Origin of the sequence: Streptomyces sp. NPDC019396 (assembly GCF_040632375.1) — a bacterium.
In the GTDB taxonomy this organism is placed as follows: domain Bacteria; phylum Actinomycetota; class Actinomycetes; order Streptomycetales; family Streptomycetaceae; genus Streptomyces.
This window is the reverse complement of the sequence record NZ_JBEYBS010000010.1, coordinates 192,560-216,845: the sequence shown is the minus strand read 5'-3', so window position 1 is coordinate 216,845 and position 24,286 is coordinate 192,560. Positions and strand designations below refer to the sequence as shown.

The window sequence follows — 24,286 nt, the reverse complement described above, 5'->3', positions numbered from 1 at the left end:
GCCTCAGTCCTGAAAGTTGATGAGGTCGAACGGACGGTTGAGCTTGGTACGCGGCTTGGGCAGCAGCCCTTGCAGGTCACCGCCCTCGGCGACGGCCTTGGCGAGCGCGTCGGCATCGCCGGGACGTGTGAGGCTCAGCGCCGCCGTCACACCCACCGAATCGGCGGCGGTCGAGGAGCCGGTCGTCATCACCTGACCCGCCTGCGCCAGTGCGATGCGGTACGGATCGCCCAGCTGCCGTGCGGCCGACTCTGCGCGCTCGTACTGCTCGGCACCGGCCTTCGTGTCACCGCCCGTGGTGTGCAGCATGCCCAGTTCGAGACGCACCTCGGTCTCATGGAAGACGTCGCCCAGCTCGGCCGCGTTCGCGAGCGTGGTGTCCAGGTCCTCCAGAGCGGCGTCCCGCTCGCCCACGAGCAGCCGCAGCCCGGCGCTCCGGTAGGCGTGGTGCTTGCGGAAGCCCGCGTTCGACGAACCGGCGGCCTGCTTGAACTTCTCCCAGGTCGCGAGCGCCGAGCCGTGCTTGCCCGCCTTCTCCTGGAGCACGCTGATGTTGGAGTACAGATTGATCCGCAGATGCGCGGCACTGGCGTCGGTGAGCCCGGCCATGCAGGCCAGCGCCTGCTTCTCGTGCTCGAAGGCCGCTCCGAGACGCCGTTCGGAGAACAGGGTCAGCCCGCGCAGGTTGTGCAGCCAGCCACGCTCGCGGCGCACGCTCTCTGCCTCGTCCGGCCGCTCCCTGACCGCCTCGAAACCCTGCTCGACCTCGGCGACGGCCTCCCCGAGCCGGTTCTTGCGCTTGGAGAGGGTGAGGGCGGAGTACAGGTGCGACTGGGCCCGCAGCTCCGGGGAGAGACCGGCCGCGTCCTCCCTGATGGAGCGGAAGCAGGCGACGGCCGTGTCCTGGTCGCCGCGGAAACCGGCCTGGATGCCGAGCACCTTCAGCAGGAAGCCGCGCACATCGGCGGTGCCGCGCAGGATCGCCGTCTCGAACTCGATGGCGTGGACGAGCTCTTCGTCGCGCTCCGCCCTGGCGAGCAGCCCGGGAATGTCCGTCTCGGGGATACCGGACAGCAGCCCGATCGCCTCGTCGGCGACGGTGGCCATGCCCTCCCAGTTCGCGGAGAAGAACGCCCTGCGGCAGTAGGCCAGTGCGGAGGACACCCGGTCCACGGCGGAACTCTCGGTGTCCCGCGCCCGCAGGTAGAGCTCGCCCTCCTCGGACACCGGCACGAAGCCGGTGTCGGCAGCCGATCCCAGGTCCGTGACCAGGTCGTCCTCGGTGACCGGCAGCCCCATACGGCGCAGGCACCGCACCCGCTCACGGCGGTAGTCGGCGTACCGGCCGACCGGCTCGCGCACCGATGTGGGCGCGTCCAGCAGCAGTTCGGCGCCCTCGACCACCTGTGCGTGCTCGAAGGCCCGCATGAACCCGCGCAACGAGGACAGATCGGTGCCGCCCACTCCGCTCAGCAGCAGCGGTCTGCCCAGCTGCGCGGTTCCCGTGCAGAGGGCGGCCGCGGCCACCGTCAGCACCCGGTACACCTGCTCGCTCTCCCGGTGGAGCCGCCGCTCGGAGGGCGCGAGCGCGATCTCCTCCAGCGGGTCGGTGCCGGGGGCGGTCTCGGCGGGGAACAGCTCCGCCCACTCCGACGGATGGCGGCCGGCGAGACCGGTGAAGTCGGCGCCATCGGCGCGCAGTGCGTCGATGCCCGCCCGCAGCCCCGTGTACGAGGCGGCGGGCCCCGAGTTCACATCGACCCGGACGGCGCTGCCGGAGGAGCGGCCCGCTTCGGCCGCACGCGTCACCATCGCGGGAGCTCGTTGGCAGCGAGGGCGAGCGGGGCGATCTTGTTCTCGACCTCGTCGAGGTCGAAGTCGACGTCGTCCAGGTCGTCGAGCGCCTCCAGCTCGGTGTCCTCGGCCTCGGCCTGCGGGGCCTGCACCTCGGGGGTCTCCTCCGGGTCGGTGGACTTCGTGGTGTCTTCCATGGCGCGCTCCATTCGGGATCACGGTCGGACATGGGCATGCGGACGCGAAGGGTCCGGCGGCAGGGCGGCCGGAACCAGGGGGTCTGCGGGATCGTGGGGGAAGGGGGTGTACGGGACAGGCGGCGGTCGGCAGGAAGGGATCAGGCCGGATCAGGCGGGATCAGACCGGGTTGAGTGCTCAGCCGACCGGTGCCCGCATCCGGGCGAACTCGACCACTTGCCGACCCACTGCGGCCAGTTGTGCCGCGATGTGCGGATCGCTGCTGCTGCCGTCGGACGCCAGGGTGACGTTCTCGGTGTCGACCGTCACTCCGAGAGGGGTGGGCCAGCCTCTCAGTGCGTGGACCACCGAGCGGAGACCCGCCAGCGCCGAAGCGGCCTGCGGACCGGATGCGGTGACGACACAGCCGACGGCACGGCCGTGGAGATAGGGCCGCGAGTCCTCGCGGAGGTCCTCCAGATAGTCGAGGGCGTTCTTCACCAGCCCGGAGACGCCACCGTGGTAGGCGGGCGTGCCGATCACCAGGCCGTCGGCGAGGGTGACGGCTTCGGTGAGCCTTCTGGCCGCCTGGGTCCGCAGCTCCTCCCCGGGGGCGTACAGCGGCAGTTGCAGGTCCTCGGCACCCAGCAGCAGGGTCCGGGCCCCCGCCGACGCGGAGGCTGCGAGAATCGCCCGGACCGCCCGTTCCGTCGAGGAACCAGGGCGGACGGTGCCACCGATGCCGACGATCAGGGGTCCGGCATCAGCTGAGGCGCCAACGTCGGGATTCTCCACCGAGGGACCGGAACCCGGTTCCGTCTCCAGCACGGTCACACCAAACCTCCTTGGCCGGTCGCGGGAATCCCGAGTGTAGGAAGGCCGGTTACGGAGTGGTTACGCGTTGGCCAGAGGATCGTCCGGGAGGCAGGACGGCGGCCTGCGCGGGCGCGTCGTGCACGCGCAGGACCCGCTCGAACAGTCGCTGGGTATCAGGGCTGACATCGATGTCCAGGCCATTCGACATGCGAGCGCTGCACAGCTTGTACCAGGACCTCGCCTGGCCCAACTGGCCGAGGTCGCCATGCACTTGGATCAGGGTCCGGTAGACGTCCTCCTGATACGGGTCGATGTCCAGCGTGCGCCGGCACACATCGATCACCTCCGGCAGCTCACCCCGGTCCAGGGCTTCCTGGAGGAGGAAGTCCGCCGCTCCGAGAGCCAGTGACCGCACCCAGTCCTGCTGCTCCCTGGCCCAGTCGGCACTCTCGCCGGGCAGGAAGTCCCCGACATGGAGCTCCAGTGCGCGGCGGTAGTACGCCGCCGCCGTGATCCGGTCGCTGCGGGCCGCCGCCCTGTGCCCCTCGTTGCACAGCCGCTCGAACTCCTCGAAGTCCAGCCAGGCGTCATGGACCTTGAGGGTGTACCCGTACTCGTTGAAGACGATCTCCGCGGCGGGCTGTTCTTCGGCCGCCTGCTGGCCGCTGAGGATCTGGTGCACCGCGTGCTTGGCGACCTTGACGGAACTCGACCCCGCCGACCGGTTCCGGTCGGGCCACAGGGCGGCGTGCAGCTCCTCGCGGTCGACCGTACGGCCCCGGTTGATGAGCAGGTAGAGGAACAGTTCACGTGCTTTGCCGGCCCGCCATCGATTGACCGGGTGTCCCCTTAATTCCAGTGAAAAGCCACCGAGGCAGCGCACGACGGCATGCGTGGATATGTTGGACATGCTGGAGACCCTCTTCCTTCGTGGGGGTAAACCAAACCCGTGAGCGGTCAAGACGTTCCTCTGGCGGAAGGCCGCACACCCGCACTGCCAGTAGTGGTGGTGAGAGCCTGCTCTCAGTCGTTGCGTACTCAGTTTCTTCACAACACGACGCTGCTGCAATGGGCGCCATCGATGACTGGAAAGATGGCCGGTAAGCGCCGCGGAAGTAGCGGTTCCGAGCAAAACGCAGTGGTGAGAGCCCGGAGAACACAATGAACGCAAGGTTGAGCATCTGCGGCTGACGGCGCACAATCACTCGGTTCGCGCTCCCTTGGGTCCGCGTCAGGAATCTTCTTGTGTGGGACCTGTGTGCCTTCGTCGGGCGGAATGCTTCTCAGGAGGCGTTATGGTCCGCACGGCATGGTCGGTGGTCCTTTCGATTGCTTCGGGTCCGGCAGGTTCGTGAATGCCGCGCAATGCCAACGTTGTCATGTTGGCTGGTGATTGAGGATTGGCGGTCGCGGATAAGGCACCTGGCCGGTGCGCGGGGTTTTCGCGGTCGAACCCCGCGAAAACCCAATTCCCCCGTGGCGCCGCCCGTAGAGCGTGTACGTCGGGAGCGCGCCGTGGGCCCCAGTACAGCCGGTGGCCGATCGGCAAAGCAAGGCGGACACGCCGTCCTGAGAACATGTCCACAGAAGGCGTCCGCGGGGCAACCCGAGACGGTGACCCGTCGTCTCAGGAGGGTAGGCGCGCCACTTGCGGACGCTCGTGCGCGAAGGGCCGTTTCGCGTGCCCCAGTTGATCAGCGTGCGGCGTCTGAGGCGTGGGGCCGGCCTTTTGGGGTCGAGGCGTGGGGCCCGGCCCTCTGGGGTGTCGAGGCGTGGGGCCCGGCCCTCTGGGGTGTCGAGGCGTGGGGCCCGGCCCTCTGGGGTGTCGAGGGGGTGGGGTTTCCCCCGGCCCTCTGGGGCCGAGGGGACCATCGCAAGCAGTAAGCCCCCCACCGAAGGCCGGGGAAAGTCGTCCTCGCACCGGGCGGATTCGGATGGCTCGACAACGCAGCGTGGGCGTACCGCCCGGCGAAGCCAGGGGAGTGCCGTGCCGACGTCGTGCGCCCGTGGACGGCCCCTAGGTTGCGTCGCCCGCGGAGACCGGCTCACAGGGGACCGGTGTGGCCTGGTGGTAGTACATCCGCCATGCCATGTCCGCCCCCTGTCTGCGCCACAGCGAACTCCGCCGTGCCCGGCGGCCGTCGAGGACCGTCTCATAGGTGAGATGCACCAAGCCCGGCGCCAGCGGCACGCCCTTGACAGCGGAAGGCTCATAGCGGGGGCCGTCTTCCGCCGCGCCTTCCATCGTGGGCAGCGCGGCGAGCATCTCCTCGTAGGTCCAATGCCGGCCTGATGCGCCCACCTCGGTGAACTCCGGGTCGAGCAACTCCCGGGCGAGGACGGCCGACGTACGGACAACCGGGTCCATCAAGCGGAGTTCGGCCGCGATCGCCTCGGCCACATCGTCTGTCTGCTGGTTCATACGACGTATTGTCGCGGCTCCGCGGCATCCTAGGGGCACCGCTCTGCCGAGGTCACGGTCCGGGGAATTCCCCCACGCCGCCTTCGCGAACGAGCACCATGGCATGCATGGTGCAGGGGGGAAGCAGGAGAACCACCGCGGGCGTGCTTGTCAGCGTGGTCGTGATCGTCGCGAGCATCGCCCTGACGTGGTGGATGTTGCCGCAGGTGAAGGTGAGCGACGCCGATCCGGCAGGCGTGCTGTCGCTCGCCGTCGGGGTGATCGGCACCGTGGCCGGAGTCGGTGGGCTCGCGGTCGCCGTGCGGTCCGCACAGCAGCAGCGCACCGGTGAGATCGCAGCCCAGCTGCTGGCGCGTTCGGTGGTGAGACTGGAAGGCGCCGAGTACCGGCAGCTGCTCGGTGGCGGGACCTCCGCCCTCAACGGCCGTATCGACCTTCCATTCACCGTGGTCGAGGCGACCGGCGTCACCGGCACGGCGGGATCCGCGGGCGCGCCGGGAATTCCAGCCGGGGGGACCCTGGAGACGGTGGCCGACTTCTTCCAGGGCCTGAGCCCGGGGCGTCTGGTGATCACCGGTACGCCCTCCCCGGTCAACGATCCCTCCGGAGCCCCGCCGGGCAGCGATGCCGGAACGGGCAAGACCGTGCTGGCTTCGGCCCTGGTGCTGCAACTCGCCGAGCGCCGCGAGCCGGGCGCACGTGTTCCCGTGCGCCTCACCGCGGCCGCCTGGCCGGGAAGCGAGATCAGGGCCTGGGTCATGTCCCATCTGATCGACGTCTACCGGCTCACCGGGCGCGACGCCGAACTGGTCGTGACGGAAGACCTGGTGCTCCCGGTCATCGACGGACTGGACGAACTGGACTCGGTCGCGCTTCCCGGGCCACCGGGCCGGGCGGCCCTGCTGCTGAGCGCCGTCGAGCGCTACGAGCGCGGAGCGGTCAAGGCTCCCGTCGTCATGACCTGCCGTGACCAGGTGTACCGGTCGCTCCAGCTCGCCGACTCACAACCGCAGGTGGTCGTGCACATCGCGCTCACCCGCGTCACCGGCGAACAGGCCCGGCACTACCTCGAGACCCGCGTCGGCTACTCCGCCCGCAACCGGGCGCGCTGGCAGCAGGTGCTCGACGCACTGGCTCCGCCACCCGGCGCGGCGGGAGTCCCCGACGCCGCCGTCGTCCAGGCGCTGAGCACCCCGTGGCGCCTGACCCTGGCCGCGGTCGTCTTCGAGGAACGGGACGAGCACAGACGGCAGTTCCGCCGCTCGCCCCACGACGTCCTCGCCCTCGCCCAGAGCGGGCAGCTCTACGGCCTGCTCCTCGACCAGTACGTGGCAGCGGCCGTCAAGAGCACACTCGCCCACCCCGCCGAGACGGAGGACGAGTCCCGGCTGCGCGGCGAGGAGGACGGCCGCGCGCCACTGCCCCGGCTGAAGGCCGCCACAACCTGGCGGCACCTGGCCGTACTCGCCGGGTACCTGCACTCCAACTCGCTCACCAGCGCCCGCCGCGCCGGACGGAACCTGTCCAGTACCGACCTGGTGCTGCACGAACTGTGGCCCCTGTCCCCCCGGTCGCGCGCCGTGGGGACCGCGCTGATCGCAGCGGTGCTCCTGCTGAGCATGCTTACCGGCGTGCACCTGCTGCGCCGCACCCACGGCGGCCAGGCGGCAGGAGAGGAGTTCCTCGTCCTGGTGTTTACCGTGCTCATCCTGGTGGCGACCTTCCTGGGAGCCTGGCCGGTGCCGCTGCAGCTCCGGCTGCGCCCCATGACGACCTGGCCGCAGCGCCGCCGCGCACTGGGATGGGTCGTCGGCGGGACCTTCGTCGGACTGACGCTCGGCGGCGGGCTCGGTACCGCCGCCACCCTGCTGCTCACCGCGGTGTTCGGCTTCTTCATCGGCCTGATCGTGTTCTTCAGGGCGCTGCTCGGCCTGCCCTCCGTCGACATGGGGATCGGCAACCTGCTGAAGAACGTCTACCTCGTCATGATCTCGATTTCCGTCACGGTCGGTGCCATGGCCGGAGTGGCCAGGGCGCTGTGGCGGCCCGTGACCGAGCCGACCGGCGATCCCCGTTCCTTCGTCCGCAGGGACGCCCTCAGCGCCGTCGCCGTCGCCGCGGCCGTGGTCACCGCCATCGCCCTCGCCTTCGGGCTCTCGGCCCATGTGGCGGCTGTGGTCACCCGCACCCCGGGCCGCGGAGCCGCCCCTGCCGCTGCCCTCGGCTTCACCCTGGCTCTGGCGGCCGGTCCCTGTCTGGCACTGGCGAGAGGGCGTGCGGGCGCGGCGAGCCTGCGCTACCTCGCCCTGCTGCTCTGTACACGCCGGAGGCTTCCCTGGCGCCTGGGCCGCTTCCTCCACACCTGCCACCAGCTGGGCCTGCTGCGGACGGCCGGGGCCGGGTACCAGTTCCGGCACCGGGAACTCCAGGACCATCTCGCGGCAGCGCCCACGCCCCCCGCCGGCTACTGAGGCGACCCAGCTTTGACGGCCGTCCGCCAAGGGTATGGCCCGGGCATGAGCATGCCGGGCAGAGATGACGGGATCTGGTTCTTCCCCTGCGGAATGGACCGCGAGACGTACGAGACACTGCGCAGACTGGACACCCGGCGGCCCTCCCGCGACCGGGAGCAGTGGCTGAGCGACCGGTCCGCCCTGGAGCGGGCCGGCGTCGCCAGCACCTCAGGAGCCCTGACGCCGTCGACCAGACAGCTCGCCGAGGCCGTGGTCGAGGCCGGCCGGGCCGCCGTCGCGGCAGCCCGGCTGAGGGATGTGCCCCGGGAGGAAAGGTGGGAGGCCCAGGCCCACATAGCGGGCCGGGTCTGGCTCGGCGTTCATGTGCTCGACGGCATCAGCAGCCTGCCCGACGAGGACCGCACCGCGCGCCACGCCTATGCGCGCCGCATCCACGACGAGCTGCGTGCCCTCGCGGAGGCTCCCGCCACCTGACGGCCCTGCCGGGGCCCGGACAGGGCCGGAGGTCAGTCCTCCTGCTCGGTGCGCGCCGTGTCCCTGGCCTTGAGGCGCGCGGTCTCCTTGCGGACCTCGGCCTGGGTGGCCCGCTCCTTGCGCAGCCACTCGGGCTCGTCCTGCTTGAGCGCGTCGATCTGCTCCGTCGTGAGCGGCTCCGTGATGCCGCCGCGGGCGAGCCCGGAGATCGAGATGCCGAGCTTCGCCGCCACGACGGGGCGTGGATGCGGACCGCTGCGCCGCAGCTCCTGCAGCCACTCGGGCGGATCGGCCTGGAGGGCGTTCAGCTCGGTACGCGAGACCGTGCCGTCACGGAACTCCGCGGGGGTGGCCTCGAGGTACACGCCCAGCTTCTTCGCCGCGGTGGCGGGCTTCATTGTCTGGGCGCTCTGGTGCGATGTCATACCGTCCAGGGTATTCGAGCGTGTGCACGACCTCTGACCAGGCCGGTAGCCTGGCTGGGTGACTGGCTCGGAAGTACCTCCCTCGTTCCGGCTTGCCTACGTCCCCGGAGTGACGCCCGCGAAGTGGGTGCGGATCTGGAACGAGCGCCTGCCCGACGTCCCTCTGCACCTCGTCTCGACAACCGCTGCCGAGGCCGGCGACGTGCTGCGGGAGCGCGGCGTGGACGCGGGTCTCGTACGTCTGCCGGTCGACCGGACTGAGCTCAGCGCGATCCCTCTCTACACCGAGAAGACCGTGGTGGTGGTCCCCAAGGACCACATCGTGGCGGCGGTCGACGAGGTCACGGTCGCCGATCTCGCCGAGGAGATCGTCCTGCATCCCCTTGACGACGTGCTCGACTGGGAGCGTCTGCCGGGGCTGCCCGCCGTCGAGCGTCCCGCGACGACCGCGGACGCCATCGAGCTCGTGGCGGCCGGAGTGGGCGTGCTCGTGGTGCCGCAGTCACTCGCCCGGCTGCACCACCGCAGGGACCTCACCTACCGCCCGCTCGCGGACGCCCCGGAATCCGGCATCGTGCTGTCCTGGCCACTGGACGACACCACGGATCTGGTGGAGCAGTTCATCGGCATCGTCCGCGGACGGACCGTCAACAGCACCCGGGGACGCCCCCAGACCGAGGCGCAGCCCAAGTCGAAGGCCGCAAGGAAGCCGACGGGTACGTCCACGGGCAAGCCGTCCGGCCGCTCCGGCACCCCGGGGAAGTCCGGGAAGGGCTCGCGGGGCGGCGGCCACAAGAGCGCAGGACGAGGCAAGCCGCGCCGCCGGTCGTAGTCCCTTGTCGGTCGCGGTCGCGGTCGCGGTCGCGGTGCCCGGGGCCCGTTGCCTCTCATCCTGTCTCCTGCCTGCTCGCAGCGGGTTTCCCACCGGCCCGCCAGAGGGGCAACGGGAAACCCGTCGACGCCCCGGAGCCACCCGGGCAAGGCTGAGGACGTCAGCACACGGCAAGACCCGCAAGGGGGACATCATGCGCAAGACCTTCCACGCCTTCGCAGCACTCGCGACCGCCGCCGCGGCCGTGATGGCGCTCACCGGCCCGGCCGAGGCCAAGCCCGCCGACTGGGCCGGCTGCCCGGACGGCGCGGTCTGCATCTACCCGCAGAACCAGAATCCGGCGGTCAAGCCGACCCATGTCTTCTGGAGCTACGGGGCCCACAACCTCAGCAACCAGTTCGGCAACCACTGGGTCCTCAACAACCAGACCGGTGGCGCGACCGCCGCCCTGTGCACCGGTTCCAACGGTGCGGGCTGCGGCGGTCGGATCGCCGCCGGGCACGGTGTCTACGCCGACCTCACACCGATCAACTCGGTCACGCTGTACCGGCCGTAGCAGGAGCGCCGCGTCGGGGCCGTCCATCCGCGGCCCCGACGCGGTTTCCGGGTTTCACCTTCGAGTCGTTTCGCCACACCGTTCGTCATACCAATGGAAAGGTTTGCTTTTCCCCACCGCCCCCGCACTAACGTGGGCATTTGCCGCCTCTGACCAGGGCGCAGATCGCCATGGGGGATCCATTGGGGGAGCAGCAGCACGGACACGGGGCCGGCGAGCCGTCCGAGCAGCCGGAAGGGATCGGGCCGACCGGCCCGGTCGGGCCGCACTTCCCCGCCCAGCTGAGGCGGCTGCGGCAGGAACGGGGCCTGTCGCTGTCCGATCTGTCACGTCTGACGCACTACAGCAAGGGCTATCTCAGCAAGATCGAGACCGGTGCGAAGCGTGCGACGATCGATGTCGCGCGCCGCTGTGACCAGGTACTCCTGGCGGACGGTGAGCTGTTGGCGCTGCTGCCGGAACAGTCCTCGCACGCCGGCAGCCCCGCAGGCGGCTCCGCCGCGCCCGGACCGCAGTCCGAGGGCGCATGCCCCTACCGCGGTCTGCCCGCCTTCACCCCTCGCGAGTCCGAGTGGTTCTTCGGCCGTGAGCGCGCGACCTCCGCGCTGGTCGACCGGGTCTTCGAGCGGATCGGGCAGGGACCGCTGATGCTCGTCGCCCCCTCGGGCGCGGGCAAGTCATCCCTGCTCAACGCCGGTCTCGTACCGGCCCTCCGGCGCCCGGGGGGATTCCCCATGCCCGGCGCCGAGACCTGGCCGGTGGTCCGGTTCACCCCGACAGCGCGTCCACTGGACGAGTTGCTCACCCGCACCGCCAAGGCGCTGGGCAGCGACCCCGGCCTCACCGTGAAGGAGCTGAGGGAGCGTCCGGAGCGGCTGCTGGAGGCCGTACGGGCGCTGTCGGCCGGCACGGCGACTCGCTCCGAGCAGCACCGGCCGTCTCCACCGGTCCGGCCGGTGCTGCTCGTCGACCAGTTCGAGGAGCTGTTCACGCTCTGCTCCGACGCGGAGGAGCGGCACGCCTTCGTCCGGGTACTCTGCGCCGTGTCCGGATCCCGGCCGGACGCGGCGGGTCTCGACCCGGCAGTGGTGGTGCTCGGAGTGCGCGCCGACTTCTCCGGTGACTGCCTGGAGCTTCCCGAACTGGCCCGCGCCTTCACCGACGGACTGTTCGTGCTGCGCCCCATGTCCTTGACGGAACTGCGGGAGTCGATCACGCGTCCCGCGGAGCTCGCGGGTGTCACTCTCGAACCGGGACTGGCCCAGCTGCTGCTGCGGGACGCCGGACTACGCGACGGCCCGGGACCATCCGCCGCGGGGGCGGCGTCCGAGGTCACGCCCTCCGGGGCGCTGCCTCTGGTGTCCCACGCGCTGATGGCCACGTGGCAGCAGCGCGAAGGCGCCATGCTGAGCGTCGCCGGTTACGAGCGCACCGGGGGGATCCGGGGCGCCATCGCGCGCACCGCGGAAGACGCCTTCGCCCAGCTCTATCCGGCCGAACAGAAGACGATCCGCCGCCTCCTGGCACGGCTGGTCCATGTCGCGGACGGTACCGCGGCGACCCGGCGCCGGATGAGCAGAACGGTCCTGATGGAGCAGCTCGCCGACGCGGACGGCGCGGCGGCGGCGCTCGACACCTTCGTACGCGCCCGGCTGATCACGATGGGCAGCGACACCGTCGAGATCACCCACGAGGCCCTGCTGCACGCCTGGCCGCGGCTGCGCGGCTGGATCCACGCCGACCGTGCGGGACTGCTGATCCACCAGCAACTGGCCCTTGCCGCCGACGAATGGGAGCGCGAGGGCCGCGACCCGTCCGTGCTCTACCGCGGCACCCGGCTGGACTCCGTGCGCTCCTGGGCCGAGGAGCTGGACGGCAGAAGCCGGCTCAGCCCCCGGGAGGAGGCGTTCCTGCTCGCCGGCCAGGCCGAGGAGGACGCGAGAGGGGAGCAGGCCCGGCGCCAGGTGCGGCGGCGGCAGCGGATGTCGGTCACCCTCGTGGTGCTGCTGATCCTGGCCCTGACCGCCGGAGGCCTCGCGTACCAGCAGCGCGAAGCCGCACTCGACCAGGAACGCGTCGCGCGCTCACGGGCCCTCGCCGTGCAGTCCACCTTCCTCGCCTCCGGCCGGCCGGAGGCTTCGATGCTGCTCGCCGGCGAGGCCTATCGGGCAGCGGCGACCACGGAGGCCAGAGGAGCCCTGCTGAGCACCCAGTCCCAGCCCTTCGCCGCCAGACTCGGGGGCCACGGGGGACCGGTGAACGCCGTCGCCTTCGCGCCCGGCGACGGGACCCTGGCGACCGCCAGTTCAGATGGCTCAGTGACCCTGCGGCGGCCGTCCGACCACCGTAGGATCGCGGCCTTCACCATGCCCGGACGGGTGCGGTCGGTCGCCTTCAGCCGCGACGGCCGTACGCTCGCGGCGACTTCCACCGACGGACCGGTGCAGTTGTGGGGTACCACCGGCCACCATGCGCAGGAGCGCCTCGACATCCGCACCAAGGGCGCCCGCGCCGTGGCTTTCGACCCCCGGGGCCGTACGATCGCCACCGCGGATGAGGACGGCACGATCCGGCTGTGGGACAGCGCCCCGGGCCACCGGCGCGTCGCGGCGCTCACCGGACACTCCGGGACGGTCAACGCGCTGGCGTACGCGCCCGACGGCCGGACGCTGGTCTCGGCGGGCTCCGACCGGACCGTACGTCTCTGGGATCTGGCTGGGGCGCGTTCCCTCGCCGTGCTCAAGGGACATACGGGCGAGTTGCTGGGCGCGGCGTTCGCGCCCGACGGGCGGACGGTGGCCACCGGAGGTGTCGACCGGACCGTGCGGCTGTGGGACGTGTCCCGGCGCCGTCCGGTGGCCACCCTCACCGGGCACAGCGACGACGTCAACGCGGTGGCCTACACGCCCGACGGCACCACGGTCGTCAGCGCCGGAGGCGACGGCACGACCAGACTCTGGGACGTACGCGGCGGCAGGCTCACCGCGACCCTCGCCGGTCACACCGACTATGTGATGGGTGTGGCCGTCGACTCCCGTGGCACGACCCTCGCCACCGCGGGCTTCGACCAGTCCGTGGTGCTCTGGGACCTGCGGACCTCGGCTCTGACGGCACGTCCGTTCACCGAGATCTGGCAGGCCGCGTACAGCCCGGACGGGAGGATGCTGGCCACGGCCGACGCGGACCACACCGTACGCCTGTGGGACGTGAGGGCCGGCCGTGTCCTGGCTACGTTCAACGGGCACCGCGAGACGGTGCTCGCGGTGGCGTTCTCGCCGGACGGCCACACGCTCGCCTCCGCGGGTTCCGACGGCACGATCCGGCTGTGGGACATCGGGAGACGCAGCGCCCTCGCCACACTGGACGCGGGCTCCGACGGCCTGGAAGGCGACGTGTTCGCGGTGGCGTTCTCGCCGGACGGCCGCATCCTCGCCTCCGCGGGCTCCGACCGCATGATCCGGCTGTGGGACGTGGCAGGACGCCGTCTGCTCGCCTGCCTCACCGGTCACACCGACTTCGCCAACGACGTGGCGTTCAGCCCCGATGGCCGCACTCTGGCAAGCGCGGGTGACGACCTGACCGTACGTCTGTGGGACGTCCCGGCACGCAGACCACTCGCCACCCTCACCGGCCACACCGGCGCGGTGCGGGGCGTGGCCTTCAGCCCGGACGGGCGGACCGTGGCGAGCAGTGGCAACGACGGCACCGTGCGCCTGTGGGACACCCGCGGGCAGCGCTTCCTCGCGGCGCTCACCGGCCACACGGGTTCCGTTCGGGGCATCGCGTTCTCTCCCGACGGCCGCACTCTGGCGAGCAGCGGCAACGACCGCACGGTCCGGTTGTGGGACGTGGCCGGACGCCGGCTCCGGGCGGCCCTGACGGGCCATACGAACGCGGTGTGGGACGTCGACTTCGCGCCCGACGGGCGGACGGTCGCCAGCAGCAGCAACGACGGCACCGTACGGCTCTGGAACCTGGACGTCGGGGCCCGGCTGGCGGAGATCCGCCGGCTGCGCGAAAGGCTCGCCCCGAAGGAACGGGAGGTCCTGCTGAGCGGCAGTCCGGTGTCCCTCGCGTCCGGCGGCGAGCGGAGTCCGTCACCGCGTGGCTGACCGGACGGCGGCAGACACCCGGCATGGCCGCGATGAGTGCCGGGCGGCGCGGCTGCCGGCCCGGTGGTCCGCTCGTTCACCGATCCTTCGGGGCCACCGGAAGCGCCGTGCCCGGTGGGGGTTTCCCGGAGGTTTCCCGTTGCCCGATCGCGTAGGGCGGCGCGGCGCTCTCGACCCGGTGTCGTCGCGGTCCGCAGGCTGTTGGCTGCGCAGGGAACCGGTCCTGACCCTCCGAACCGGTCCGGGCCGGTCCCTGCGCTGACATCGCACGACACAAGGGCACACGGGCACAACAGAACGGGGCATGTTCCATGGATCGTCGTACCAGTCTCACCAGCGCACTCATCGGACTACTGGCCTCCGTCCTCTGCTGGGCGTCGTCACCCGCGACTGCCGCAGCCGCTCATCCGCCGAAAGCCGTTCAGTCCGGGGCACAGGACGGCGACTGCCGCGCCCTGGCTCCCGGCGCCTCCGACGCCGCCGAACGGGCGATCTCCACCGCCTGCCGGCAGGTGGCCGCGGGCGTCTGGTACACGTGGGGCGGGGGTCACGGTGCGCGTCCCGGACCCACCTACGGGCAGGTGGACCCCACCGACCCGGCGAGCGAACACGACCCTGAGCGGCTCGGGTTCGACTGCTCGGGTCTGGTCCGCTACGCCTATGCCGAGGCCACCGGCGAGGACCTGCTCGACGGGGTGGCCAGCGCGCAGTACTACACACACCGCGCGGCCGGCCGTTTCAGCGCCGCTGATGGTCTCGCCCCGCTGCTTCCCGGCGACCTGCTGGTCTGGGGCACCTCACAGCACCTGAATCACATCGCCATCTACCTCGGCGCGGGCCGGATGGTGGAGGCCAGGCAGTCCGGCACCAAACTCACGGTCAGCGATGTCCGGCTCACCGGTGCGTACTACGGGGCGGTCCGCATCGACCCCGGCCCGGTGACCGGCCAAGTCTTCCAGACCTGGGGCACCGGTGTGTGGACCAAGGCCGCCCCGTCGACCAGGGCTGCGCGTGTCTACGCCTTCCCCGGCCCGACCACGATCCGCGTCGAGTGCCAGAAGCACGCGGAGCTGGTCACCGCCGACGGCTACACCAACGACGCATGGTCCTACCTGCCCGACTACGCGGCCTGGGTCAGCAACATCTACATCAGTGGCCCCGCATGGCTGGAGGGGGTGCCCACCTGCGCCTTCTGAGGCCAGGAGCCCACGGCCGGAGCCTGACCGCGCCGCCGCACGGTCAGCCCCTGCCGTGGGCCTTCTGCGAGTGCCGCGACAGCGAGTCGAGGGTCACGGCGGCGAGCAGCACACCGCCCGTGATCACGTACTGCATCGGTGTCGGGATACCGGCGAGGACCATGCCCGACGCGATCGACTGGATGACGAGCATGCCCAGCAGCACGGACCAGGTGGTGCCGCGGCCGCCGAACAGGCTGACGCCACCGATCACAGCCGCGGCGATGGCGTTGATCAGCAGGATGCTGGAGCCCGAGGTCTGGCCCACCGCGGCGACCCGGGAGGCAAGGAACAGCCCGCCGACGGCGGCCAGCGTGCCGGACACCATGAAGGCCGAGATCCGCAGCCACACCACATTCAGCCCGGCGCGGCGGGCCGCCTCGGCTCCGCCGCCGATCGACACGATCCGCCGCCCGTAGAACGTACGGCGGAGCACGAAGTCGAGGCCGACGACGAAGACGAGGAACACCAGCAGGGCGAGCGGCAGGCCCTCGAAGCGGTTCAGCACGTAGGCAGCGCCGAACGCCACCAGGGCCACGGCCGTGGTCCGCACGACGATCACGATGACCGGCCGGGACAGCACGCCCACGGCCCTGCGGCGGCGTGCGCCCCGGTAGGACGCGAGGAGGAACGCCGCCACGGTGAGTGCCGCGAGCCCGTAGGCGACCGCCGGATCGTGGAAGTAGTAGCTGGTCAGCGCGTGGACCAGGCCCTCATCCGGGAGGTTGATGGTGCCGCTCGCGCCGAGGGTGTACAGCATCAGCCCGTTCCAGGCCAGCAGCCCCGCCAAGGTGACGACGAACGCCGGCACGCCGATCCTGGCCGCGAAGAACCCCTGGAACGCGCCGATCGCCGCCCCGACCACCAGGGCCGCGAGAATCGCCAGCCACTCCGGAAGGCCCTGGTGGACGTTCAGGACGGCGAACACGGCCGCGGTGAGCCCGCTGACCGAGCCGACCGACAGGTCCACCTCACCGAGCAGCAGCACGAAGACGATGCCCAGCGCGATCATGCCCGTGCCGACGATGTCCACGCTGAGATTGGACAGGTTGCGCGGCGACAGGAACTGCGGCTGAAGGCTCTGGAAGATGATCCAGAGCAGGATCACACCGGCGATACCGGGGAGCGCTCCCAGTTCTCCGCTGCGCAGCTTGCGGGCGAAGTGTGCGAGGTAGCTCCGGAAGTCTCCGTCGTCCGCTGTACGGCGCGTGTCGGCGGGTGCGGAGCCGGGCCTGGCGGAGCCGGTGCGCCCGGTGGGTTCTGACCTCTTCACCGGCCTCCTTCCCACGCCCGGGCATCGCGGTGAGTGACGGCGTTGTTGGTGGCGCCGGTGATGCAGGAGACGATCTGTTCCTGGGACGTGGTCGGCACGCTCAGAAATCCATTGTTGCGACCGAGGTGGAGCACCGCGACCTGATCGGCGACGGCCTTGACATCGCCCAGGTTGTGGCTGACGAGCAGCACGCCGATCCCGCGCTCCCGCAGCCGGTCGATGAGATCGAGGAAGTGGGCGGACTGCTGGACGCCCAGCGAGGCCGTGGGCTCGTCCAGGACGAGCAGCCTGGGTTCACTGATGAGGGCGCGTGCGATGGCGACGGTCTTGCGCTGTCCGGCGGACAGGGAGGCCACCGGTACGCGCACGCTGGGGATCCCGATGGACAGGGTGTCCAGCAGCTCGAGCTCGCAGGCCCGGCGCTCCATGGACACCTCGTCGAGGATGCCGGTCCCGCCGATCTCATGGCCGAGGAAGAGGTTGCCGACGACATCCAGGGTTTCGCACAGGGCGAGGTCCTGGTAGACGCTGGCGATGCCCAGGCTCTGGGCGTCGCGGGGCCTGGCGATCCTTACGGGGCGGCCGTCCCACTCGATCGTTCCCTCGTCGGCGGGCTCGGCGCCGGTGATCACCTTGACGAGGGTGGACTTTCCCGCGCCGTTGTCGCCGACCAGCGCGACGACCTCGCCGGCGTGGATCTCCAGCTCGACGTCCGTGAGCGCCGAGACGGCGCCGTACCGCTTGCAGATCCCGCGCAGCGCCAGCAGGGGAGTGCTCCACATGTCGCACACCTCCTTCGCCCCGGCCCGCGCGGGGTCGTCACCCGGTGAGCCCGGCCTCGCGGCAGGCGGCACGGATCGCGGCAGTGCAGATCTGGTCGACCGTGTACAGACCGTTCTTGACGACCGTGTCCTTGACCGTCTCGGCCGTCACGGGGGTGAGCGGGCCCAGCACGGCCGGGATGTCCTCGTCGGTGTCATTGCTGACGCGGTCCTTGGCGACGTCGTCGAGCTTGTCTCCGCGGCCCAGTGCGATGGCCATCCTGGCTGCGGCGTCGGCCTCAGCCTCGAAGGACTTGTACACGGTGACGTACTGCTCGCCCTTGACGACCCGCCGGACGGCCGCGAGGTCCGCGTCCTGGCCGGTGACGGGCGGCAGCGGCGATACGTCGGCGGCCTTGAGCGCGGCGATGCTGCTTCCCGCGATCCCGTCGTTGGCCGACAGCACTCCGTCGATGTTGCCGGGGCCGAGCTCGGAGATGGCGGCCGACATGTTCTTGTACGCGTTCTCCGGGATCCAGCCGGCGGTGTAGTACGACCTGCCGATCTCGACCTTGCCCTTGAGGACGGAGAGGGACCCGTCCATCAGGTCCCTGGTGTTGGGGTCGGTCGGATCGCCGTTCATCATCACGATCTGGCCGCCGTCGGCTTTCGGCCCCATCGCCTTCAGCAGCTGCTGGGCCTGGATCCGGCCGATCTCCTTCGAGTCGTAGCTGGAGTAGGCCGCGATGGGGCCCTCGGCGAGGCGGTCGTAGGAGACCACGGGCACATGCGCGTCACGGGCTCTGGCGATCGAGGAGCGCAGGGCCTTGTCGTCCACCGGGTCGAGGATCAGGACCTTGGCGCCGTTCGCGATCATGGATTCCATCTGCTGCTGCTGGGTGGCCACGTCCGCGGAGGCTTGGGCGCTGATCACCCGGCAGTCGGGGCACAGATCCTTGACCCTGCGCTCGATCAGGGGCTTGTCCTTGGTCGCCCAGCGGGCTGTGTGGGTGTCCGGGAAGAGCGCCCCGATCGTGAAGCCGCCCTTGCCGGTCGTGTCAGCGGGTGTGCCGGTGCTGTCGTCGCGGCTTGACCCGCAGGCGGCGAGCGCGGGGAGTACGGACAGGGCCACCGCTGCGGCGACAGCGCGACCCGGACTGACCTTCATCCGAGGACCCTTCTGCCGCATATGGAATGTCTGTGCACAGTCTGGAGTGTAATTCAGTATATTTCCAATATAGGAGAAATCTTCATGCGGGGTGTCCGGCCCCGCTCATGGCGCGACGAGACCCATGGCTGATGGAGTGTGAGACTCCGGGTCGGGGGCAAGCGGAGGTCCGGAGGTGCATGAATATGGTTCCCCTGCTGCTCGTTCTGATCCTGGCCGTGCTGCTCTTCGGTGCGGGCTTCGCCGTCCAGGCTCTGTGGTGGATAGCCGCCATAGTCCTTGTGCTGTGGCTGCTGGGTTTCGTGGTGCGTCCGGCGGGCTCCGGTGGCGCACGAGGGCGCTGGTACCGCTGGTAACCGCGTCACCGGGGGCCTCGCGCACATGTCACGGCCCGTCACTTCGTCTGCGAGTGACGGGCCGTGGCGCGGTGTGCGCGGTCTTCGTTCAGTCCCAGAGGGTGTAGGTCATTTCCTGCTGTGTGTGCGCGGGGCGGTCACCGGTGTAGGTGAGCTGCATCCGGGTGAAGTGCTTCAGCTCGGGATGCTTCTGCCAGGTCTCCGGCCGGTCGAGTTTCACGGTCACGGGATAGGCGCGGAATTTGCCCGCCGCGCAATAGGGCTGACAGTCGTTCACCATGTCGATCCCGCTGCCGACGGCGGAGTCCGGTCCCCAGGTGGCCCACTTCAGATCGACGAGCCGGTTGTTGCCGTCCCCGCAGGCGAGCAGGAAGTCGCCGGGACGGGTCTGCGGGTTGGAGGAGCAGTCGACGGCCACCAGGGGCGAGGCCGTTGGCGCAGTCGTGGAAGCCGATGCCGGTACCACTGCCGTGAGTACCGCGGCGGCACACAGCATGAGTGATGTCGCGAGCTTGTGATTCACCATTGCGGCTCCCGATGGGCGGCGGACTCCAGCGCTTGTTCCAGGATCGCGCTTGCTCCTGACTCGACGGTACGACCGCGCCCAGGGATGCACCACCCAAACGGGTGATAACCCCACGAAACGCCTGCGGCGAGTCGTCCGTACGGGCGCCGGCCGCCAGCGATGACACGGCAACCGTCTCTCTGTGATTATGCACGGTCACGGTCGGTGCCGACTGAGGTGCTCGCGGTGTGTACCGGTGTCTGCGGGACGCGGAGCCGGTGCAGGGGGATGGCCGTGACGGGCTGCGTCGTCTGCCGGGTCCGGACGGACCGAAGTCGCTTTTGCGACAACATGCCCCTCAACAGGCAACCCGTATCGAACAGTTGTCGTCCTCCGGGAACGAAGGAGGCCCCAGGAACCCCCTGAGGTGCCCCGACGAAACCGATGATGAGGAAGACCACTGTGATACGTGTCGTACGCGTGGTGGCCGCGGCGGGCGCGATACTCGCGCTCACCGCTGGGGTGCCGGCGCAGGCGCAGACGCTCGCCGGCTCCCGGGCGGAGGCGCCACCGGGGTGGGCCGACGAGAACCTGCCCAAGGGATGGCGGTTCACCGGCACGGGTACGGACAGGCAGCTGGTCTGGCACTCGCCCGACCGGGTCCCCATGGGCGACGCGCGGATCGAGTTCTACGCCGGGGACCGGCTGCTCGGCGCACCGGTGCCGGCACGGGACGGGCGCTCGTTCCGGCTGAGGCTCGACGGCGCCCGGATCGGTCCGGACGCCGAGCTGCGCGTGCTGGCGGGCGGGCGCCGGCTGGACGCCGCGGGCACCGCCGCCGGCGCGCCCTCCAGACGGCTTCCCGCGCCGGCCGCGCCCGCGCCGCGGGAGTCCGAGCCCGCCGCGAACGCCGTGGATCCCGGAGTGCCGGGACCCTACCGCGCCGCACGTGGCGAATACGCGCTGAAGTCCGTGCGGCTGCCCGGCTTCCCCGAACCGGTGGAGATGCGCGCCACGGTGGTAGGACCAGCCGACGCCCCCGGAAAGCGCCCCGTGGCGCTGTTCCTGCACGGTCGCCACGCCACCTGCTACACCACCAGGGGTGAGGCGACCGGCGGCTGGCCCTGCACGGACGGCACCAAGCCGATACCCAGCCACCAGGGCTATCTGCGGGCCCAGAAACTGCTGGCCTCCCAGGGGTATGTGACGCTCTCCATCTCCGCCAACGGCATCAACGGGCAGGACCACCTCGCCGAAGACGGAGGGGCGCAGGCCCGTTCCTCCCTGGTACGACTGCACCTGGCCCGCTGGGCCGACTGGGCTGCCAACCGGTCAGGCGCGCCGGCCGCCGCCCGCGCCGTGGCACCTCCCGACCTGTCCCGCGTGCTGCTGGTCGGCCACTCCCGGGGCGGCGAAGGCGTCAACCGCGCCGCGCTCGACAGCCTTTCCCGGCCGCCCGCGGACCAGGACGGGCACAAGGGCCCGGTGCGCTGGAAGATCAGGGGCAACGTGCTGATAGGCCCCACCGTCTTCGGGCAGAACCCGGCCGCCGACGTGCCCTCCACAACCATCCTGCCGGGCTGTGACGGCGATGTCTCGGACCTCCAGGGCGAGATCTACGTCGACGGCACCCGCGGCGTCAGCAACGGCAGCGCACTCCACAGCGCCGTGTACATGGTCGGCGCCAACCACAACTACTTCAACAGCGAGTGGACCCCCGGCCAGGCACAGGCACCGGCCGACGACGACTTCGGGTACGGCGGCGACACACCCGACCCGGTGTGTGCTCCGGGCACGAAGACCCGTCTGACAGCCACCCAGCAGCAGGCCGCGGGCGCCACCTACGTCGCCGCCGCGGCCCGGCTCTTCGTCGCGGGCGACGACAAGGTGCGTCCGCTCCTGGACGGCTCCGTCCGCCGCGCGCCGTCCGCCGGCTCCGCCCGGGTGCTCACCCACGCCGTCGGCGGCAATCGGACCACGGCCTTCCTGCCCGGCCCGACGACGACCGTCACCGGCTCCGGGCGGCTGTGCACACCGACCGGTTCTGCCGCCGCCAAGGGCTGCCTGCCGGCCACCGCGAGCGGCGGGTCGCCGCACTTCGCGTCCTGGGAGGTGCCGTCGGAGCCCGGCCGGGAGGCAGTCGCCATCCGCTGGTCCAACCCCGGTGCCACGGCGGCCGTGCGGCCCGCCCGCCCGGTCTCCCTGGTGGGCGCCGACGCACTTGCCCTGCGCGTGATGGTGCCGCCCAACAGCAGCGGCACCCAGCTGGACGTGGCCGTGGTCGACAGCGACGGCCGGCGCGCGAACCTCGGCCGGTCACGGATCGACGGTCTGCCGGGCAGCGAGCGGACGACCTCCTACTGGGGGCGCGAGATCCGCGTACCGCTGGCCGCCGCGTCGAAGGCCCGGCTGGACCTCAAGCACATCAAGGCACTCGAACTGAAGCCCCACAGCCGCTCCGGCCAGGCCTGGCTGATCGACGCCTGGGGGTGGCGACCCGGAACACCCGCGGTCCGCGCCACCGAGATGCCGCGCGTGGACATCGGCCGGCTCACCGTCAAGGAGGGCGACTCCGGAGAGCGCACCTACCGTGTCCCGGTCCGGGTCTCCGGGCAGGGCAGCGGCCGGATCCGGGTGTTCGTCCCCAAGCCGGACACCGGCGAGTTCACCTACCGCACGGTGACGGTGCGACCCGGTAGCCAGGACATCGGCGTGCCGTTCACGGTGCGCGGCAACACCCGCTACGGCTACGACCTCATGCAGGACATGCTGGTGAAGTCGGTGCACGGCGCGGTGGTCGGCTCGTACCGGGGCGGTGTCACCGCGCGGAACGACGATCCGATGCCCAAGATCACGGTGAAGCCGGTCGCGGCCGATGTCACCGAGGGCAGGACCCTGACCTGGCGGGTCTCGCTGTCGAAGGCGGCCGACGCCGACATCATGGGCGAGTTCTCCCTGCTCCCGGTGACCAGCGGTACGGAGCTGTCCACGACGGACGTCGACCCGCGCTGGCTCCAGGACACGCTCGGCATCAGCCCGCAGCCGTCCCGTCCCCTGTCCGCGATGTCGGATGCCACCGCGTCGCTGCCGGTGAGCGTGGACGCAGGCAGACTGAGCGCAGAGGTGAAGGTGCCGACCCTCGCGGACGGCGTGCGCGAGCCGGCGGAGTCCCTGCGGGCCCAGCTGGTCACCTGGGACCAGTCGTGGGAACCGGTGAAGGGACCGGTGATTGCCGGCACGGTCCGGGACGTTTCCTAGCGCGGACGCCACGCACTCACTGAGCACGCGGCACCGGCCCCGCACCGCGCGGGGACCGGTGCCGCGTGCTTTTCCGTGCGTGAAGGGGGTTTGGCGGAGTTATGGAGAAACTATGGCGGCGATCTCCAGGATGAGTGACGCCCGAAGTTCCCGCTGGAGTGAAGGAGGTGCCCTCATGAAGAAGATCCAGATTCGCAAGGCCGGTCCGGTCCGTCTGACGTCCTCGGCTTGCAGCGTGTACACGAACCCCAACTGATCACCGATCAGCTGGGTTGCGGGCACCGGTGCACCGGTGCACCGGGCCCCGGCGCCGTCGTGTCCGAACGCACCGCCCGCACGACTCGGGCATGCAGGACACGACGGCGCCGCCGTACCCGAAGCCTGAGGAGAACTCCATGGCGGAGCACGGCATCCGCGGCAGTGCCGACACCCCGCTGGCGCTCCATCCGCTGGTCTACCTGGATGACGGCGAGGAGGTCACCATCGGGCGTCCCGACACCGACTCCTACGCGATCTTCCCGCCCGACGGAGCACAGCTCGTACGCCGCCTGGCGCGGGGTGCCACCCCGGCGCAGGCCTCCGACTGGTACGCGGCGGAGTACGGCGAGCGGGCCGACGTGGAGGATGTCATCGACGCCCTGCGCGAGTTGGGTTTCATCAGGGGAGCGGACGAGAAGCCGGGCGCGGTGGAGCCGGTGCGCTGGCAGCGGCTGGGCCGGGCGCTGTTCTCGCCGTTCGCATGGATCTGCTACGCGGCGATCGTGCTCTGGGCCGTGCTGCGGATGGTCATGTCCCCCGATCTCGTCCCCACGCCCCAGGACCTGCTGTTCAGCGACTACTACGCGGTGATCAGCATCGTGCTGCTGGTCGCCGCCGTTCCGCTCATCGCGATCCACGAGGCCTTCCATGCTCTGGCCGCACGGCGCCTGGGCGTCCGCTCGCGCACCCGGATGTCGTACCGTTTCTACTTCCTGGTGGTGGAGACCGCGCTGGACGGCCTGGTCGCCGTCGAACGCAGGAAGCGCTATCTGCCGATCGTCGCCGGCATGGTCGCCGACTGCGTACTGCTCGGGCTGCTGATCGCCGTGGCGGACACGGCCCGTGCACCGGACGGTGCGCTGAGCCTCACCAGCCGGGTGTGCCTGGGCCTCGCCTTCGCGGCGCTGCTGCGCCTGCTCTGGCAGTTCTTCCTCTATCTGCGCACCGACGTCTATGTGCTGATCACCACGATGCTCGGCTGCGTGGACCTGCACACCACGTCCATCCGCCTGCTGCGCAACCGCCTCCTGCGCCTGCTCGGACGAACGGACAAGCTGGCGGACGAGTCCCCTTGGCATCCGGTGGACCGCCGGGCGGCACGGTGGTACTCGTGGCTGATCGTCGTCGGCTACACGGTCAGCCTGGGCACCTTCGTGCTGGCGCTCGCCCCCGTGCTGGTCCGCATGGTGTCGGGAGCGGTGGACCGCTACGGCTCAGGCGGCCACGCCGGATGGGTCGGACTCGTCGACTCCTCGGTCTTCCTGCTGCTGACCTTCGGACAGCTGGCCCTCACCATCTGGATCGCCGCCAGGGAACGCACGCGCTCCCGGCGCTCCCGCACCCACCACGTCATCGCCTGATACGGCTGCCCCGACAGCCCTCTGCGAAA

At 70.7% G+C, this 24,286-nt stretch carries 19 protein-coding genes; 9 read left to right on the top strand and 10 right to left on the bottom strand.

Translation table 11 applies throughout. The features are described from left to right. Positions 1-3: 3 nt before the first annotated feature. The 5 genes from ABZ532_RS14645 to ABZ532_RS14625 form a co-directional block, all read right to left on the bottom strand. Positions 4-1,812, bottom strand: a complete 1,809-nt coding sequence (locus ABZ532_RS14645) for a hypothetical protein (RefSeq protein ID WP_361282511.1) — start codon at positions 1,810-1,812, stop codon at positions 4-6. Next, on the bottom strand, positions 1,806-2,003 hold the full coding sequence (locus ABZ532_RS14640) for an ammosamide/lymphostin RiPP family protein (protein WP_361282509.1): 198 nt from the start codon (positions 2,001-2,003) through the stop codon (positions 1,806-1,808). The genes ABZ532_RS14645 and ABZ532_RS14640 overlap by 7 nt, the downstream gene beginning before the upstream one ends. Positions 2,004-2,169: 166 nt before the next feature. Continuing rightward, positions 2,170-2,805 carry an NAD(P)H-dependent oxidoreductase gene (locus ABZ532_RS14635; RefSeq protein ID WP_361282507.1) on the bottom strand — a complete coding sequence of 212 codons (636 nt, stop codon included), beginning with the start codon at positions 2,803-2,805 and terminating at the stop codon, positions 2,170-2,172. A 49-nt stretch (positions 2,806-2,854) separates the two neighbouring features. Then, positions 2,855-3,697: a BTAD domain-containing putative transcriptional regulator gene (locus ABZ532_RS14630; RefSeq protein ID WP_361282505.1), complete on the bottom strand. Its 843-nt coding sequence runs from the start codon at positions 3,695-3,697 to the stop codon at positions 2,855-2,857. A 1,107-nt stretch (positions 3,698-4,804) separates the two neighbouring features. After that, the gene (locus tag ABZ532_RS14625; RefSeq protein WP_361282503.1) at positions 4,805-5,209 is read right to left on the bottom strand and encodes a nuclear transport factor 2 family protein; all 405 of its coding nucleotides are present in this window, start codon (positions 5,207-5,209) and stop codon (positions 4,805-4,807) included. Between the two features lie 107 nt (positions 5,210-5,316). Here ABZ532_RS14625 and ABZ532_RS14620 point away from each other — a divergent pair, with 107 nt between their 5' ends. Further along, complete coding sequence (locus tag ABZ532_RS14620; protein ID WP_361282501.1) at positions 5,317-7,680, top strand: hypothetical protein; 2,364 nt, start codon at positions 5,317-5,319, stop codon at positions 7,678-7,680. Between the two features lie 45 nt (positions 7,681-7,725). Further along, positions 7,726-8,157 (top strand): hypothetical protein, encoded by a 432-nt coding sequence (locus tag ABZ532_RS14615; RefSeq protein WP_361282499.1) that lies wholly within the window; start codon positions 7,726-7,728, stop codon positions 8,155-8,157. A 32-nt stretch (positions 8,158-8,189) separates the two neighbouring features. Here the strand turns inward: ABZ532_RS14615 and ABZ532_RS14610 are convergent, their stop codons facing one another. Next, positions 8,190-8,582 carry a DUF5997 family protein gene (locus ABZ532_RS14610; protein WP_361282497.1) on the bottom strand — a complete coding sequence of 131 codons (393 nt, stop codon included), beginning with the start codon at positions 8,580-8,582 and terminating at the stop codon, positions 8,190-8,192. A 58-nt stretch (positions 8,583-8,640) separates the two neighbouring features. On the opposite strand from ABZ532_RS14610, the gene ABZ532_RS14605 reads away from it, so the two are divergent. The 4 genes from ABZ532_RS14605 to ABZ532_RS14590 all read left to right on the top strand — a co-directional run bounded on the left by ABZ532_RS14605 (position 8,641) and on the right by ABZ532_RS14590 (position 15,278). Beyond that, the gene (locus ABZ532_RS14605) at positions 8,641-9,414 is read left to right on the top strand and encodes a LysR substrate-binding domain-containing protein (protein WP_361282495.1); all 774 of its coding nucleotides are present in this window, start codon (positions 8,641-8,643) and stop codon (positions 9,412-9,414) included. Between the two features lie 193 nt (positions 9,415-9,607). Next, on the top strand, positions 9,608-9,970 hold the full coding sequence (locus ABZ532_RS14600) for a hypothetical protein (protein WP_361282493.1): 363 nt from the start codon (positions 9,608-9,610) through the stop codon (positions 9,968-9,970). A gap of 140 nt (positions 9,971-10,110) precedes the next feature. Next, the gene (locus ABZ532_RS14595; protein ID WP_361282491.1) at positions 10,111-14,082 is read left to right on the top strand and encodes a helix-turn-helix domain-containing protein; all 3,972 of its coding nucleotides are present in this window, start codon (positions 10,111-10,113) and stop codon (positions 14,080-14,082) included. 311 nt (positions 14,083-14,393) lie between these two features. Beyond that, entirely contained in the window at positions 14,394-15,278 is an 885-nt protein-coding gene (locus ABZ532_RS14590) for an NlpC/P60 family protein (RefSeq protein ID WP_361282489.1), read from the top strand. A 43-nt stretch (positions 15,279-15,321) separates the two neighbouring features. Here ABZ532_RS14590 and ABZ532_RS14585 read toward each other — a convergent pair whose 3' ends face one another. The 3 genes from ABZ532_RS14585 to ABZ532_RS14575 form a co-directional block, all read right to left on the bottom strand. After that, the gene (locus ABZ532_RS14585; RefSeq protein WP_361282563.1) at positions 15,322-16,467 is read right to left on the bottom strand and encodes a sugar ABC transporter permease; all 1,146 of its coding nucleotides are present in this window, start codon (positions 16,465-16,467) and stop codon (positions 15,322-15,324) included. Between the two features lie 119 nt (positions 16,468-16,586). Then, the gene (locus ABZ532_RS14580) at positions 16,587-17,372 is read right to left on the bottom strand and encodes an ATP-binding cassette domain-containing protein (RefSeq protein ID WP_361282487.1); all 786 of its coding nucleotides are present in this window, start codon (positions 17,370-17,372) and stop codon (positions 16,587-16,589) included. Positions 17,373-17,409: 37 nt separating this feature from the next. Further along, positions 17,410-18,519, bottom strand: a complete 1,110-nt coding sequence (locus ABZ532_RS14575; RefSeq protein ID WP_361282485.1) for a substrate-binding domain-containing protein — start codon at positions 18,517-18,519, stop codon at positions 17,410-17,412. A 185-nt stretch (positions 18,520-18,704) separates the two neighbouring features. Between ABZ532_RS14575 and ABZ532_RS14570 the strand changes: the two genes are divergently transcribed. After that, positions 18,705-18,875: a hydrophobic protein gene (locus ABZ532_RS14570; RefSeq protein WP_361282561.1), complete on the top strand. Its 171-nt coding sequence runs from the start codon at positions 18,705-18,707 to the stop codon at positions 18,873-18,875. Between the two features lie 88 nt (positions 18,876-18,963). Here ABZ532_RS14570 and ABZ532_RS14565 read toward each other — a convergent pair whose 3' ends face one another. Then, positions 18,964-19,401, bottom strand: coding sequence for a hypothetical protein (locus ABZ532_RS14565; protein WP_361282483.1), 438 nt, complete (start codon positions 19,399-19,401; stop codon positions 18,964-18,966). 441 nt (positions 19,402-19,842) lie between these two features. On the opposite strand from ABZ532_RS14565, the gene ABZ532_RS14560 reads away from it, so the two are divergent. Both ABZ532_RS14560 and ABZ532_RS14555 read left to right on the top strand, forming a co-directional pair. Beyond that, complete coding sequence (locus ABZ532_RS14560; RefSeq protein ID WP_361282481.1) at positions 19,843-22,638, top strand: hypothetical protein; 2,796 nt, start codon at positions 19,843-19,845, stop codon at positions 22,636-22,638. Between the two features lie 347 nt (positions 22,639-22,985). Further along, on the top strand, positions 22,986-24,257 hold the full coding sequence (locus ABZ532_RS14555) for a hypothetical protein (RefSeq protein ID WP_361282479.1): 1,272 nt from the start codon (positions 22,986-22,988) through the stop codon (positions 24,255-24,257). Positions 24,258-24,286 lie beyond the last annotated feature (29 nt).